Here is a 14,730-nt window from a genome sequence, read left to right on the forward strand (position 1 = left end):
GGCACCGGACGACACCACCACTCGGGGTCAGGGGGCGAGCCGGTGCAGGTCACGCGGGAAGAGCGTGACCTGCCGGATGTTCGGCACGCCGAGCAGCCGGGCCACGAAACGTTCCAACCCGAACGCGAAGCCGCCGTGCGGCGGCATGCCGTACCGCATCGCGTCCAGATAACCGGCGTACGGGGTCAGGTCGGTCTCGCCCCGCTCGGCGAGCGCGTCGACGTAGTCGCCGTACCGGTGCAGCCGCTGCCCGCCGCTGACCAGCTCCACGCCCCGGAAGATCAGGTCGATCGCGCGCGAGTGGCCGGGCCGGGCCGGGTCCGGATGGGTGTAGAACGCCCGGTGCCGGGTCGGGTAGCCCTCGACGAAGACGAAGTCGCTGCCGTGCTCGCGCAGCGCCCACTCCCCCAGCCAGCGTTCGTGCTCCGGTGCCAGGTCCGGCTCGCCGGTGACGTCCCGGCCGGTCGCCGCGCTGATCATGTCGAGGGCGTCGGTGAAGTGCACGATCACCGGCTCGGCCGGAAGCTCCGGCAGCCGTACGGCGAGCGACTCCAGCGCCGGCCCGGCGCGTTCGGCGACCGTCGCCAGCATGCCGGCGACGGTGGCGTGGCAGGCGGCGATCACGTCCCGGTGGTCCTCGACGAAGCCGAGTTCGGCGTCGAGCGACGTGTACGCCGCCAGGTGCCGCGCGGTGTCGCTCGGCTCGGCCCGGAACACCGGCCCGACCTCGAAGACCCGTTCGAAGACACCCACCATGATCTGCTTGTAGAGCTGCGGGGACTGGGCAAGGTAGGCCCGGCGGCCGAAGTAGTCCAGGGCGAAGACGTTCGCGCCGCTCTCGGTCGCCGTACCGACGATCTTCGGGGTGTGGATCTCGACGAACCCCATGCCGGTCAGGGTGTCCCGGAAGCCGGCGACGGCGGCCGCCGCGATCCGGTGCGTGGCCGCCAGCTTCGGGTGCCGCAGCGCGACCGGCGCGTGGTCCAGGATCGTCGGCAGGTTGGCCCGCAAATCCGGTCGATAAAGATCAAACGGTACGGGCGCAGCTGGGTCGCTGAGCGGCGTGATCGTCGGACCGGTGACCTCGACGCCACCGGGGGCCGCCGGCTGGGCGGTCGCGGTACCGGTGACGGCGACGGTGGTCTCCTCCGGCAATTCTTCGAGCTGTGCCCGTACCGCCGGGTCGGTGACGACGACCTGGGCGAGCCCGGCGGCGTCCCGCAGGATCAGGAAAGCGACCGATTTCAGCAGCCGCCGCCGGTGAATCCAGCCAGCCAACCGTACGGGCTGGCCAACGTGGGCAGGGAGTTGAGCGGAAAGGATGCGTTGCATGGTGGTGACCTCCTCCGGTGTGCGCAACGCGTCCCCAGAGAGGTGTGGGCGAGCGGGATCCTCGCGGTGCCACCACACCTTCACCGCGCCACCGCGTGGTGCCGGCGGCGCGGCCTTCGCTTACCCGTGACGTGGGCGAGTCGGCGGGAGTCTACTGAGCCCGGACGGGCCGTTCTTTCCCGCAGCTCAGGAGGGTCTTCACGGCTGGGCCGGAGTCCGCCCTCTCAGCTGTGGGCGGCTCTCTGTCACTCCGGTGGGCGCAACCGCTACTCGGCTCCGTCATCGCTGTTGCCTGCAGACGTTAGCGGTACGGGGTCGCCGTCCGCATCCTGATTCCGACCGGTCAGACACGGTCCGCGCGCCGGACCCGCAGCCCGGTCACGGCCGCGATCGTGTCGAAGTCGCTGTCGATGTGTAGAACGGTCAGGCCCCAGGCTTGTGCGGTGGCGGCGATGAGGAGGTCGACTACCGATGGACCTTTGTTGTTCCCAAGGTTGACCAGTTCGTGTTGGGTACGTTCGACGAAGCCCCAGGCGCTGTCCGGCATGGGGTGCCAGGCGAACAGTGAGCGGAGGGTGGCCTGCAGTTGATCACGGTCTGCCTTGCTGGCCACCGCCCGAGTCAGCTCCGCCTCGACAGGAGGGCAGACCGCGACGAGGCCAGCACGGACCGCGTCGAGCCACTGCGGAGCGATGTCCTGTCTCCGTCGAAGGCGGACCACCATCGAGGTGTCGGCCAGGTAGGTCACGCCGCGATGTCCTTGTGATCGTCAGCCTCGTCCTGCTCGATGAGGTCGACATCGAGCCGGACGAGTAGTTCGCGGAAGGACTCCAGCAACTCGGCTCGACGGTTGGCATCGACAGCGGCGGCCAGCTCAAGCGCGGCGTTCACCGTGTCCCGCTTGGTGGTGGTCCGCAGGGCACGCTGAGCGCGGAGCAGCATCTCGTCGTCGACGTCGATCACGGTGCGACTCATATATCTCACCCACCTGCTAGATATCGAGATACCAGCCTAGCATCGTCTCCATCGTCGGTGTTGCCCTGGCGGTAGCCGTCCGTTACGGCATGCCCGGGTCGTCAGGCATCACCAGAGCTGCGAGCCGGCTTATGCCAGACAGATACGTGTTTCTCGCTGTCGGAGGTGAACGGCGAGCCGTCCCAGTCCGCTACCCGCTGCTCCAGCGTCAGGCCGGCGAGCCGGGCCATCAGGTCACACTCCGCCGGCCAGATGTAGCGAACGTTGCTGTTGCCGTAGCTCGCGCTGCCGTCGTCGCGCCGCCGGCTGGGTAGGGTCGGCGTCGTGACCGTCGCACGCTCCCTCGTCCTGTTCGTGCTCGCCGCAGTCGCCGAGATCGGCGGGGCCTGGCTGATCTGGCAGGGCTGGCGGGAGCACCGTGGCCTGCTGTGGATCGCCGCCGGGGTAATGGCGCTCGGGCTGTACGGGTTCGCGGCATCGTTACAGCCGGATCCGAACTTCGGCCGGATCCTCGCCGCCTACGGCGGGGTCTTCGTCGCCGGCTCGCTCGCCTGGGGCGTCGTGGTGGACAAGTTCCGGCCGGATCGCTGGGACATCACCGGCGCGGTGATCTGCCTGATCGGCGTCGCCGTCATCATGTACGCCCCACGCGGCTGAGCCAGCGGTACGGTCTGCCGCTCAGGGTCAATTCGCGGCGTACAAGCGGTCCAGGTCGACAAGCCGGACGCCGGGGTCCGTGGCCGCCACGGCTCGGAGGTCTTCGGCGAAGCCGCCGCCGCTGAACAGCAGCAGCCGGCACCGGTCGGCCCGGACCCCGTCGCGACCACGCAACAGGTCACGGATGTGTACAAGGCGTTGCAGGTGGCCGGTCCCGACGGTTGCCTGCCACTTGGCCTCGCCGATCGCGAGGAGTTCCTCGCTGCCCTGCTCGTCGCGGCCGAAGACCGCCACGTCCACCTCATGCCGCGTGCGGGCGGCGGGGTCGTTGACGACACCGGCAGCCACCCGGGTCGGAAAACCGCCGAGAACGTCCGGATCGGCTTCCCAGCGGGTCCATTCGCGGCAGATCGTCTCGAAGTGCGGGCCGACGACCTTGCTCAGGAACGTGCGCTGCAGCCGGGGCCAGACCTGCCGCGACCGGCCGGTACGTTCCAGATCGCCCCAGGCCGGGCGCATCACGGCGTGGTAGAAGACGAGCAGCGGCTCGGCGACCCGGTAGACGCCCCGGTTGCTTGTGAACGCGTCGTCCTCCCGCACGACCAGGCCGACGTCCTCCAGCACCCCCAACGGGTGGGCCAGGTCGGACGGCTGCCGGCCCAGGAAGTTCGCGATCTCCCCACGGCGGGTACGACCGTCCGCGATCGCCGCCAGCACCGAGTGATACAACGCGGGGTCCCGGATGTCCGGCTCCTCCGCCAACAGGTAGCGGGCCTCCCGGAACAGCGGGCGGGCCGGGTTCAACACGGCCCGCACCACCCAGTCGTCGAAATCGTCCGGCCCGGCCGGCGAGTCGTCCTGTGTGAACTCGTGCCGATAGGCAGGGGTACCGCCGACGATCGCGTTGACCAGCAGGGCGGTGCGTGGATCGGCGATCCCCCAGAACCGGGCCGCAGCCCGGTAGTCCAGTGTGCGGACCACCAACTCCAGGCCGGCCCGTCCCCGCAGCGACGCGGTGCCCGACAACAAGCCGCCCATGAACGACAGCGCCGAACCGCACAGCAGCAGCCGCACCTGGGTGTTGGACCGCTGTCCCGCCGGATCGAGCGCCCGCTGCATGATCGACGGCAACGCCGGACTGACTCGGGCCAGGAACGGGAACTCGTCGATCACCACCGGCAGCGGCCCGGCAGGGGCGAGCGTCATCGTCCGGGTGACCGCCTCGTCCCAGTTCGCGAACCGCAGCGGCGTCGCCTCACCCAGATAGCCGCCGAGCGCCTCACCGTACTGGCGCAATGCGTCAGCCTCGGACGACTCCGTGGCTGTGAACATGAACCCGCCAGCCGCCCGTACCAGTGCGTCGAGTAGGAACGTCTTGCCCTGACGACGACGGCCGGAGACCACGCCCAGCGTCGCCCCGCCCTGCGGCAGACGCGCGAACCGGACCAATTCGTCCCACTCAACGTCACGGTCGAAGATCTCCGCCGGCTTCTCCACCTCACCACCCCGTCGCACTACTATAAGTACAGTTACTATAACTCTACTTACACTTGAGGTGAGCCCTTGCAGGCGGGCGGCTCGGCTGGATCAGGCCGAGGCGGTGCCGCCGCGCCGGAGAGCGGTCACGAAGCCGGTCCAGGAGTCACCAGAGAAGGACAACACCGGACCGTACGGATCCTTCGAGTCCCGCACAACGACGCCGGGCAAGTCAGGGCCAGCAAGCTCAGCCACCTCGACACAGTTGGAGTTGGTGCCGCTCCGGCTCGACTTGAGGGCTGGCGCACCTTATTTTCGCGTTTAACGTGCGTCAGCCCTCAACTCGACGCAGGGCAGGTCAGGCCAAGGCGGTGTCGCCGCGCCGGAGAGCGGTCACGAAGCCGGTCCAGGAGTCACCAGAGAAGGACAACACCGGACCGTACGGATCCTTCGAGTCCCGCACAACGACGCCGCGCGCGTCAAGGCCAGCGAGCCCAGCCACCTCGACACAGTTGGAGTTGGTGCCGCTCCGGCTCGACTTGCGCCACGCCCGGCCCGACAGGTCGGCTGCGTCCATCCTCGCCTCACTCACGCTCGTGTTCAGCCGCGAGCCGGACCACCAGGTCGATCGACTCGGCAGGGCTCAGCGCCACTGTGAGCACCTTATCCAGTTCCTCGCGAAAGAAGCTCACCTGCTCGGGCTCCTCCAGGAACAACCCGGAGATCTTGTGCTCAAGGTGCACGACCGTCCGGTTACGGGGGAAGTCGAGGATGGCGAATGCGCCGTCCAGACCTGTGTAGCCACCAACCGACGATGGCACGACCTGCAGGGTGACGTTCGGACGGTCGGCGGCATTCACGAGATGTCCCAGTTGCCGACCCATCACCCACGGACCGCCGAGCGGCCGACGCAGCGCCGCCTCGTCCAGGATCGCGTGCAGTGCAGGTGGTTCGGATCTCGCCAGGATGGCTTGGCGCCCCAGCCGAGCGGTGACTCTGGTCTGCGTGTCGGCCTCCGAAAAGCCAGAATCCCGCAGGAGCGCTCTGGTGTAGTCGGGGGTCTGCAGTAGCCCCGGCACAAGCAGCGGTTCGAAGTCGACGATCGCCGACGCCTCGGCCTCCAGCTGGATCAACGTCCGGGACTCGACCGGGAGACCGCCCAGCACCTCCCACCAGCCGGGCTCGGAGCGCTCCGACATGGCGAGCAGCCGCTGCCGTTCCTCCCCGGTGACACCGTAGATGACCAGCAGGGATGCGACGTCCTCCAGCTTGCTGCCCTGCCGACCGGTCTCCATTCTGGACAACTTCGACGCCGGCCAGCCGAGTCTCGCCGCCACCCCACGGACGCTCAGCTTCCTGCTCTGCCGCAGCGTGCGCAGTTCGCCGGCGAGGCCACGGATGGCGATGGTGGGCGGCGTTGGCTTGGTCATCGAAATCCTCCTGTCCCCAACCTCTTGACAGGAGGCTACCGCCGTAGCCATGTTGTATGCAACGTTGCTTCTTTAAGAGATACAGCCTGAGTGAGGTGAGCCAGTGATGTTGGTGAAGGTACGGGCGTACGACCCGGCGGACAGTCCGGGGCCGATCCCGTCGGTGATCGATTGCTTCCGGCCCGGCCCGGACCTGCCCGATCAGCTCAGCGAGGCGGAGCACACGGCAGCCCGCTACACGGTGATCCTGGTGCCGCCGGAGGAGGCGGAGATCCTCGACCTCGGTCGGGAGAACCCGGGGCTCAAGCTCTACCTGGACCGCCACTGGGAGGCGGACGTATCCGACCTCGACGAGGCGGCGACGCTGATCTCCGAGCACTGCGGCAAGCCGGTCACGCTGGTCGAGCACCGGGCCGACCTCTGCTACTGGACGGCGCACGTGGAGCTGCCCTACGCCGACGGCGGGAGCTGACGCGCCGCCAGGACGGCGAACTGCGTACAGACGAACGGCTGCCGGGCTGGCCGTGATCGGCCAGCCCGGCAACGTACAGCGCGGTTTCTCAGGGTGACGGCGTGCGGTGGGCCCGGACGACGAAGTCGTGGATGGTCAGCTGCTTCGATTCGTGGTGCACCTCGCGGGTCCGGGACTCCGCGACGGCCACCTCCCACTGGGCATCGGGCAGGGACCCGACGATGGTGTCCAAGCCGATCGACGCAGTCTTCGGGGCGTGGGTCGCCGAGTGAGTGTCGGCGTGGTCGTGGCCGACGACCAGCAGCGTCCCGCCGGGGGCGACGGCGGCGGCCAGCCGTGCCACGAACTGGTCGAACGGCAGGTCGGGGTGCACGTACTGACTGGTCACCAGGTCGTAGCGCTGCGACGGCTCCCAGCTGGTCAGGTCGGCGGCGAGCCAGGTGACGTGCTGCGCGACGGCCGGATCCTGCTGCGCGGCGAGTTCCTTGGCGCGGCCGACCGCAGTCGGCGAGGCGTCGACGGCGGTCACCTGCCAACCTCGGCTGGCCAGCCAGATCGCGTCGGCGCCGGTGCCGCAGCCCGCGTCGAGCGCCGTACCCGGGGGCAGGTCCGCGACCTCGGCGACCAGCTGCGGTCCCGGCGAGACGTGTCCCGTCGGGTGTGCCTGATAGTGCTGCTCCCACCAGTGCGCGCTGAACGCGGGATGATCGGCGTGGGTGTCGTTGCTCATGTCTCGACGGTAGTGAGTCTTCCGAAAATCGGAAGGGGTCATGCGTTTTCCGCAAGATTTGGTCGAGAGCGCCTAACATGGTGGCGTGTCAGAGGTCGATCTTTCCGAGGTGGTCCGGCAGCGCATCCGTGGTCTGCGGCAGGCGCGCGGGTGGAGCCTCGACTCACTCGCCGCCCGGTGCCACCTCAGCCCGTCCACGGTGAGCCGCATCGAGACCGGCCACCGGCGGATCGACCTGGACCAGCTTGTCGCCCTGGCCAGGGCACTGGACACCACGATCGATCAGCTCGTCGAGCCGGTCGACGACGCCGATGTGATCATCCGGCCGATAAGCCACCAGGAGCCGGGCCTGGCCACCTGGATGCTGTCACGCAGCTCGGGGCAGCACGGCGGCAGCATGGTGGCGAAGATGCGGATCACCCCGGAGCGGCGTACCGGGCCTGGGCATCTGAGCGTGCACCCGGGGCGGGAGTGGTTCTTCGTACTCAGCGGCACCGCACTGCTACACCTGGGTGAGCGGCAGATCCCGGTCGGTCCGGGGAACGCGGCGGAGTTCTCCACGATGATCCCGCACTCCATCGGTGCGGTGAACGGGCCGGTCGAGATCCTCACCATCTTCGACCAGGACGGCGAACGGGCACACGCCCAGTCGTCGAGCGATGCGCCACCCAGTTAGCTACACCCAGCCTGGTCTTGCCATTATCGCAAGACCTAATGCCGATAGAGCAAGGCCGGGCTAGCTTTCCCGCATGACCTCTCCAAGCCTGTCTCCGCAGGTGTCCGCCGGGACGGAAGCCGCTGCGGCCGATTCCGACCCGACGATCCACGATCCACGCCGACGCCGCGCCGTCCTCGTCGCGGTCTGCATCGCGCTGATGGCGGTGATCTCATCCGTCACCGGGCTGGGCGTCGCCCAGCAGGAGTTCGCCGTCGCGTTCGGCGCTTCGCAGGGCACCGTCCTGTGGATCATCAACATCTACACGATCACCCTGGCCGCGCTGCTGCTGCCGCTCGGCGCGGTCGGCGACCGGTGGGGCCGCAAACCCGTACTGCTCGCCGGCCTGGCCGTCTTCGGCGCGGCCAGCGCTGCGGCCGGCCTCGCCGCCTCGACCGGAACAATGCTCACCGCGCGGCTCCTCAGCGGCGTCGGCGCGGCGATGATCATGCCGATCACGCTGGCCGTGATCACCTCGACCTTCCCGGATCAGGAACGGTCCCGGGCGATCGGGGTGTGGACCGGTGTCGCCGGTGGCGGCGGCCTGCTCGGCATGTACCTGTCGGCGTTGCTGGTCGACGTGGCGGACTGGCGCTGGCTGTTCGCCCTCCCGGTCGCGCTGGTCGTCGTGGCCGCCGGCCTGACCATCCGGTACGTCCCGAACTCCCGCGAGGACTCGGACAACCCGTTCGACGCCATCGGTTCGCTGTCGTCGGTGCTGGCCGCCGTCGGACTCATTTTCGTCCTGCACGAGGGCCCGGAACACGGCTGGACCGCACCCGCCACGCTGGTGGGTCTGTTCGTCGGCGTCGTCGGTGCCGTCGTCTTCGTCGCCTGGGAACTGCGTCGGCGCGCGCCGCTGCTCGACGTCCGGCTGTTCCGCGACCGGGGGCTGTCCAGCGGTTCGGTGGCGCTGCTCGCGGTGTTCGGCGTGCAGGCGGGCATCTTCGTCGTGCTCTTCCCGTACTTCCAGGCCGTCCTCGGCTGGTCCGGGCTGCGCTCCACGCTGGCGATGATGCCGATAGCCCTGCTGATGATGGTCGCCTCGGGCCTCGCCCCACGGGTGGCCGCGCTGGTCGGCGCCCGCGCGACCATGTCGACCGGGATCCTCCTCGCCGGCGCGGGCCTGGCCCTGATGGCCAGCTTCGTCTCGGTCGACGGCGGCTACCTGTCGGTGCTGCCCGGCATGCTCGCCATGGGGCTCGGCATGGGCCTGTCGATGACCCCCTCCACCGAGGCGATCACCAGCGCCCTGCCCCGCGCCCGCCAGGGCACCGCGTCCGCGCTCAACGACGTCACCAGGGAGTTCGGTGCCGCGCTCGGCGTGGCCCTGCTCGGGGCGATCGTGTCCGCCGGTTACCGCACCGCCGTCGGTCCCCGGCTCGACGAGTTGCCTGTCGACGCGCCCGACACCGCCCGGGAGGGCATCGCCACCGCCCTCGCCGCCGCTGACGACGCCGGCCCGTACGCCGACGAGCTGGTCCGAGCCGCGCAGCAGTCGTTCGTCGACGGCTGGCAGCAGGCGATGTGGGTAGGCGTCGGGGTGATGGCGCTGCTGTTCGGCTACGTGCTCGCCCGGGGTCCGCAGCGTCGGCCACGAGCCGAGCAGCCACCACCGTCGCCGGAACAGGTGATGTGATCGAGGGTACGGCTGCACCTGGTGAGCGGGGCTCACCAGGTGCAGCCGGTGATCCGTTCGTAGACCTCGACGTAGCGGGCCCGCGTCACGTTGTTTTCTGTGGTCCAACCGGCGGGCGGGGCGGCAGGGAACCTGGCCGTCGGCAAGGCGTCGGCGTGGCCGGTGAGCGCACGGTTAAGCTTCGATAATGCTGACTCGGCTGGAGGTGCAGGGCTTCAAGAACCTGGTGGACGTATCCATCGAATTCGGCCCTTTCACCTGCATAGCCGGTGCCAACGGCATGGGCAAGTCCAACGTCTTCGACGCGATCGAGTTTCTCTCGTACCTCGCGTCCGAGCCGCTCGTCGAAGCCTCGCAGCGGGTTCGAGGCGCATCAGGCATGCGCGGCGGCGACCCTCGGGATCTGTTCTGGGACGGCTACCGCGATCACGAGCACCGAATCAGACTTGCCGCAGAGATGATCGTGCCGGCGGAGGTAGAGGACGACCTCGGCGCGCCGGCCCAACCCACGACGACCTTTCTTCGTTACGAAGTCGTCCTCGGGTTCGAACAACCTGCCCATGCCGCCAGCATTGGCCGACTGAGCCTGCTCGGTGAGGAGCTTCGCCACATCCGACGGGGAGAAGCGGCGCGGCACATCCGGTTCGACCACAGTGCGAAGAAGTTCCGCAGTACGGTCATCCGTGGCGAGCGTCGCGGCGGCGCTTTCCTGTCAACAGAGCATCGCGAAGGCGGCACGGTCATCAACGTGCACGGCGACGGCGGCAGCTTCGGCAAACCGCAGCCGAGAGCAGCTGGTCGGGCCGGACGAACGGTGCTGAGCACGGTCACCACCAACGACTATCCGACGATTCTCGCCGCCCGTCGGGAGATGCAGAGTTGGCGGCGGCTCGCGCTGGAACCAACTGCTCTGCGTACGCCGGACGGGCTCGCCGACCCCCGCTCGCTGGGTACCGACGGTCGGCACCTCGCCGCGACCCTGTACCGGATGGCGCACGAGCAGCCGGTTGGACCGCACGACATGGGCCCGGAAGCGGTGTACGCACGGGTCGCGGGACGCCTGGCGGACCTCAGCGGCGTCGCGGTCGAAGGACTCACCGTCGAGCTCGATCCGGTCCGGGAAGTGTTCACGCTCTTTCTTCAAGAGAAAGGCGGACTACGGCTGCCGGCTCGGGCGCTCTCCGAGGGAACGCTGCGCTTCCTGGCGCTCTGCGTACTCCTTGAGGATCCGACGTTCACCGGGCTGATCGCCATGGAGGAGCCCGAGAACGGCATCCATCCCGCCAACCTACCGGCGATGGTGGAGTTGGTACGGGATCTCGCCGTGGATCCGACCGAAGCACCCGACGACGACAATCCGTTTCGCCAGGTCATCGTGAACACGCACTCGCCCGGCGTCGTTCAGCTCTGTCAGGGCGAGGACCTGCTGTTGGCCGAGGTCCGGGCGCGCAGGACGCCCGATTCGGCCATCACCCGGAGACTGTCGCTGCTGCCGTTCCGGCAATCCTGGCGGGCCGCACCGGGCGAGCCGACCTTCTCCGAGGCCGATGTCGTCGCCTTCCTGGCCGCACCGCCGGGTGCCCAGCTTCGCCTGCCACTGGACATGGTCGGATGACAAGCCGGACGTATCGCGGACTGTTCGTTTCGGAAGGCACCTCGGACCTGCCGTTGGCGGATCTCATCGAGACCCTGTTTCTCGACCGCGGTGTCGAGCTGTTTCTAAGCCGGCCGGACTTCGCCCTGCTCGGACGGGTGGAGCGCGACGTGCAGTCCAAGATCCACGCAGGCCTGCGGCTGACCGGCGGACCGGTGGACATCGTGGTCGTCCACCGCGACGCCGACACCATCGGGGCCGACGCGCGACGCCGGGAGATCGCTGGCGCGGCATCGACTGTCGCCGCCGGAAGCACGGTGATACCGGTTGTCCCGGTACGGATGACGGAAGCCTGGCTCCTCCTCGATGAGACACTCATCCGCCAGGTCGCCGGCAATCCTCGCGGGAAGATGGATCTTCAACTTCCCCGGCCGCACGAGGTCGAGAACCGCGCCGACCCCAAGGAGATCCTGCAGCAGTGCCTCCTTCGGGCAGCCGAGGTGACTGGACGGCGGCGGGAGAACCTGCGTAAGCGGTTCCCGCAGCACCGGCGACAACTGCTCGAACGTCTCGACAGATTCGGACCCGTTTCCAAGCTGACGAGCTGGAACCAACTGCTGATCGACATCGACGAGGCCGTACCGGCGATGCAGGGCTGATCAGCCTACCCGTCCCCACCGACCTGACCGGACGGGATCGGTTCGTCACCAGGTGCGGCCGGTGATCCGTTCGTAGACCTCGACGTAGCGGGCCCGGGTCACCTCGACGATCTCCGCCGGCACCTCCGGGGCCGGCGGGCGCTTGTCCCAGCCGGTGGCGGCCGCCCAGTCCCGCACGTACTGCTTGTCGAAGGAGAACTGGGCACGGCCCGGCTGGTACGCGTCGGCCGGCCAGAACCGGGACGAGTCGCTGGTCAGCACCTCGTCGGCGAGGACCAGGGTGCCGTCCGACGCCCAGCCCAGCTCGATCTTGGTGTCGGCGACGATCAGGCCACGCTCGGCGGCCAGCGCCGCACCGCGCCGGTAGACGTCCAGGGTGATCTGCCGCAGCCGCTCGGCGGTCTCCGCGCCGACCTGGGCGACCACGTCGGCGTACGTGACGAACTCGTCATGCTCGCCGACGGGCGCCTTGGTGGTCGGGGTGAAGATCGGCTCGGGCAGCTTTGACGCCTCGACCAGGCCGGCGGGCAGCGCGATGCCGGAGACCGAGCCAAACTTCTCGTACTCCTTCAAGCCCAGTCCGGTGAGGTAGCCGCGGGCGATGCACTCGACGGACACCATGTCCAGGCGGCGGCAGCGGATGGCCCGCCCGGCGAACTCGGCCGGTACGTCGGTGGCGGCGACGACGTGGTGCGGCACCAGGTCGGCGAGCTGCTCAAACCACCACAGTGACAGCGCGGTGAGCAGTTTGCCCTTGTCCGGGATCGGCGTGGGCAGCACCACGTCGTACACGCTGATCCGGTCCGAGGCGACCAGGATCAGGTCGTCGCCGTCGGCGTACACGTCCCTGACCTTGCCCGAGTGCAGCAGTTCCACGCCGGCAAGTACATCATGACGACGGATGCGGATCGCCCGGTGTCACCGCCCGCCCGTCGGCTGAAGGGCCCGTCCGCCCCTCAGCCGACGGGCGGACGGGCCAGCCAGGCGTGGGGGGATGCCGCCTGGCCGACCGGTACGCCGCCGAAGTTCCCGGATCGGCGGCGTACCGGGGTTCATGAGCCTGTCGCGCCGGCACTGCGTAAGCCGTCCCGGCGCTACACCCGTCGCCTCGGCGCTACAGGCGGGCGCCGAGGTGGGGCTGGCCGATCGGATGCAGGAATGGTGACATAGGGATGGTGCCATCGAGGTGGCGTGGCCCGGTGATCGTCGACGGGTCGGTGTTGACCAGTGACGCGTCGGTCCAGGTGCCGCCGATGTTCCACGAGTTACCGCTACCGGTGGACGAGCCGAGCGACACCGGGGTGGGGTTGGTCGCCGCCAGGTTGCCGGTCAGCACCGACGACGACCGGTTGACGGTGAAGCCGTTGCGACCGTTGTTCCAGGCGGTGTTGCGGTCGAAGCGGTGCGCGCCCGGGTTGCCGTTGTCGATGAACCCGTCGACGGCGTTGGCGAACGCGATGCTGTTACGGACGGTGTGCGGTATCGCGTCGGTTATCCCGCCGCCCATCTTGAAGCCGTTGCCGTCGCCGGCGAAGTCGGGGAAGCCCCACCGGTTGACGCCGTTGCCCCAGGCGACCGAGTTCTCGATGAGGATCGGTGACCGGAACATCCAGGCGTCGAAGCCGTCGTCGACGTTGTTCCACAGCCGCGCGCCCCGGACGACGTTGCCGACGCCGGTGCCCTCCTTGATGGCCAGGCCGTCGGCGCTCTCGCCGTTCTTGCGCGGGTCCCGGTTGCCGTACGCGTCGAGGTCGATGACCTGGTTGTACGTGGCGTCGCCCTGGATCTGCAGGCCGGATTCGTAGTTGTCGCGGGTGGTCAGGCGCTGGAAGACGTTGTGGTGGCAGGTGCGGCAGTAGACACCGTACGGACCGTTGGCGATCTCCAGGTCGACGAGCCGCCAGTACGACGCCTGCATGTGGATGGCGCCGCGTTCGATGTTGGGGATGCTGCCGCCCAGCGGGGCTGGGGTGTGTGGCATCTGCTCGCCGTCGATGAGCACCCGTTCGGTGCCGTACCGGGTGAGGGTGATCGGCGCGTCGGCGGTGCCGGAGGTGAGGATCCGGATGTTGGTGGTGGGGGCGTAGGTGCCGCCGCGCAGCCGGATGGTGGTGCCCGGTCGGGCCAGGTCGACGGCGCGTTGCACGGTACGCAGCGGTTGGGCGAGCGTACCGGGGTTGGCGTCGTCGCCGGTGGTGGCCACGATCAGTTCGTCACCGGGGCCGGAAGGCGACGTCGGCGACGCCGACGGCGACACCGACGGGGAGGTCGACGGAGACGGGGAAGCCGACAGGGTCGGGCCGGGTGTCGGGCCGCCGCCGATCGTGGTGACCGCCACGTCGTCGAAGGACGCGGTCGCCTGGTTGGTCTGCACGCCGATCCGGCCCTGGGCGCGTTGGCTGGTGCCGGAGCCGACCAGGTCACCGTCCACCCAGCCCCGAACGGTGTCCCCCGAGACCTCCAGGGTCAGGGTCGCCCAGCTGTCAGTGGTGACGGATCTGACGGCGGTGCCGAGCACCGTGACGGATCCGCTGCGTACGGCCTGCAGTTCGACCCGCCCGTCGAACAGCGCCAGCCGGTCGAAGCTGGTGGAGCCGGGCGAGCGGGCCGCGATGCCGGCGAAGCCGGCGCTGGTCGTCCAGCTCAACGGCTTGACCCGCGACTGGATCCGGTAGTCGGTCCAACTGCTGGAGCCGGCGAACATGCGGGCGAGGCCGGCGTCGGCCTTGGACTGGCGCAGTACGCGGGATCCGTCGTCGGCCACGCTCCAGGTGCCGCCGGACTTGGACCAGCCGGAGGTGTTGCCGTCTTCGAAGTCGTCGCCGAACAGGGTCGCGGCGGATGCACTGGTCACGTTGGCGGCGATCAGGACGGTGGCCACCGCTGCGGCGAGTACGGGCAGCCAGCGGCGTCGCCGGCTGGTCGGTCCGGCATGGTGGCTCATGTGCGGCGCCTCCTGTGCAAGGACGAGCTGGACGGGTTCGGTACACCACTTGGGGGCAGCGCGGCGGAAGCGGTGCGACGAGCACGGCGCGACGGCACGTGCGGACG

General features: G+C 69.1%; 15 protein-coding genes and 1 pseudogene. 6 read left to right on the top strand and 10 right to left on the bottom strand.

Translation table 11 applies throughout. The features are described from left to right. Positions 1 to 27: 27 nt before the first annotated feature. The 3 genes from aspS to O7632_RS26725 all read right to left on the bottom strand — a co-directional run bounded on the left by aspS (position 28) and on the right by O7632_RS26725 (position 2,307). Positions 28 to 1,332: an aspartate--tRNA(Asn) ligase gene (gene aspS / locus O7632_RS26715; RefSeq protein WP_278118237.1), complete on the bottom strand. Its 1,305-nt coding sequence runs from the start codon at positions 1,330 to 1,332 to the stop codon at positions 28 to 30. 343 nt (positions 1,333 to 1,675) lie between these two features. Further along, positions 1,676 to 2,080, bottom strand: coding sequence for a PIN domain-containing protein (locus O7632_RS26720; protein ID WP_278118239.1), 405 nt, complete (start codon positions 2,078 to 2,080; stop codon positions 1,676 to 1,678). Next, positions 2,077 to 2,307: a type II toxin-antitoxin system VapB family antitoxin gene (locus O7632_RS26725; RefSeq protein ID WP_278118241.1), complete on the bottom strand. Its 231-nt coding sequence runs from the start codon at positions 2,305 to 2,307 to the stop codon at positions 2,077 to 2,079. Before O7632_RS26725 ends, O7632_RS26720 begins: the two co-directional genes overlap by 4 nt. Before the next feature lie 324 nt (positions 2,308 to 2,631). Here O7632_RS26725 and O7632_RS26730 point away from each other — a divergent pair, with 324 nt between their 5' ends. Then, positions 2,632 to 2,964, top strand: a complete 333-nt coding sequence (locus O7632_RS26730) for a YnfA family protein (protein ID WP_278118243.1) — start codon at positions 2,632 to 2,634, stop codon at positions 2,962 to 2,964. Between the two features lie 27 nt (positions 2,965 to 2,991). Here O7632_RS26730 and O7632_RS26735 read toward each other — a convergent pair whose 3' ends face one another. From O7632_RS26735 to O7632_RS26750, 4 genes and pseudogenes are all read right to left on the bottom strand, one after another. Next, positions 2,992 to 4,461: an ATP-binding protein gene (locus O7632_RS26735; RefSeq protein WP_278118245.1), complete on the bottom strand. Its 1,470-nt coding sequence runs from the start codon at positions 4,459 to 4,461 to the stop codon at positions 2,992 to 2,994. A 90-nt stretch (positions 4,462 to 4,551) separates the two neighbouring features. Further along, positions 4,552 to 4,734, bottom strand: a pseudogene (locus tag O7632_RS26740) (DUF397 domain-containing protein); the annotation flags it as partial. Positions 4,735 to 4,798: 64 nt separating this feature from the next. Continuing rightward, complete coding sequence (locus O7632_RS26745) at positions 4,799 to 5,017, bottom strand: DUF397 domain-containing protein (protein ID WP_278118247.1); 219 nt, start codon at positions 5,015 to 5,017, stop codon at positions 4,799 to 4,801. 7 nt (positions 5,018 to 5,024) lie between these two features. Beyond that, a complete protein-coding gene (locus O7632_RS26750) occupies positions 5,025 to 5,870 on the bottom strand; it encodes a helix-turn-helix transcriptional regulator (protein WP_278118248.1) in 846 nt (281 codons plus the stop codon). A gap of 106 nt (positions 5,871 to 5,976) precedes the next feature. On the opposite strand from O7632_RS26750, the gene O7632_RS26755 reads away from it, so the two are divergent. Then, positions 5,977 to 6,342 (top strand): hypothetical protein, encoded by a 366-nt coding sequence (locus O7632_RS26755; RefSeq protein WP_278118250.1) that lies wholly within the window; start codon positions 5,977 to 5,979, stop codon positions 6,340 to 6,342. Between the two features lie 88 nt (positions 6,343 to 6,430). Here O7632_RS26755 and O7632_RS26760 read toward each other — a convergent pair whose 3' ends face one another. Beyond that, the gene (locus O7632_RS26760) at positions 6,431 to 7,072 is read right to left on the bottom strand and encodes a class I SAM-dependent methyltransferase (protein WP_278118252.1); all 642 of its coding nucleotides are present in this window, start codon (positions 7,070 to 7,072) and stop codon (positions 6,431 to 6,433) included. 85 nt (positions 7,073 to 7,157) lie between these two features. Here O7632_RS26760 and O7632_RS26765 point away from each other — a divergent pair, with 85 nt between their 5' ends. The 4 genes from O7632_RS26765 (at position 7,158) to O7632_RS26780 (ending at position 11,679) form a co-directional block, all read left to right on the top strand. After that, a complete protein-coding gene (locus O7632_RS26765) occupies positions 7,158 to 7,748 on the top strand; it encodes an XRE family transcriptional regulator (protein WP_278118254.1) in 591 nt (196 codons plus the stop codon). 73 nt (positions 7,749 to 7,821) lie between these two features. Further along, positions 7,822 to 9,426, top strand: coding sequence for an MFS transporter (locus O7632_RS26770; RefSeq protein ID WP_278118255.1), 1,605 nt, complete (start codon positions 7,822 to 7,824; stop codon positions 9,424 to 9,426). A gap of 187 nt (positions 9,427 to 9,613) precedes the next feature. Beyond that, positions 9,614 to 11,041 carry an AAA family ATPase gene (locus O7632_RS26775; protein WP_278118257.1) on the top strand — a complete coding sequence of 476 codons (1,428 nt, stop codon included), beginning with the start codon at positions 9,614 to 9,616 and terminating at the stop codon, positions 11,039 to 11,041. Then, the gene (locus O7632_RS26780) at positions 11,038 to 11,679 is read left to right on the top strand and encodes a DUF4276 family protein (protein WP_278118259.1); all 642 of its coding nucleotides are present in this window, start codon (positions 11,038 to 11,040) and stop codon (positions 11,677 to 11,679) included. Before O7632_RS26775 ends, O7632_RS26780 begins: the two co-directional genes overlap by 4 nt. A 45-nt stretch (positions 11,680 to 11,724) precedes the next feature. On the opposite strand, the gene O7632_RS26785 is transcribed toward O7632_RS26780, so the two are convergent. Continuing rightward, on the bottom strand, positions 11,725 to 12,555 hold the full coding sequence (locus O7632_RS26785; RefSeq protein WP_278118260.1) for a phosphoribosylaminoimidazolesuccinocarboxamide synthase: 831 nt from the start codon (positions 12,553 to 12,555) through the stop codon (positions 11,725 to 11,727). Positions 12,556 to 12,793: 238 nt separating this feature from the next. Continuing rightward, entirely contained in the window at positions 12,794 to 14,623 is a 1,830-nt protein-coding gene (locus tag O7632_RS26790) for a right-handed parallel beta-helix repeat-containing protein (RefSeq protein ID WP_278118262.1), read from the bottom strand. Positions 14,624 to 14,730: the final 107 nt, after the last annotated feature.

This window comes from Solwaraspora sp. WMMD406 (genome assembly GCF_029626025.1).
In the GTDB taxonomy this organism is placed as follows: Bacteria; Actinomycetota; Actinomycetes; order Mycobacteriales; family Micromonosporaceae; genus Micromonospora_E.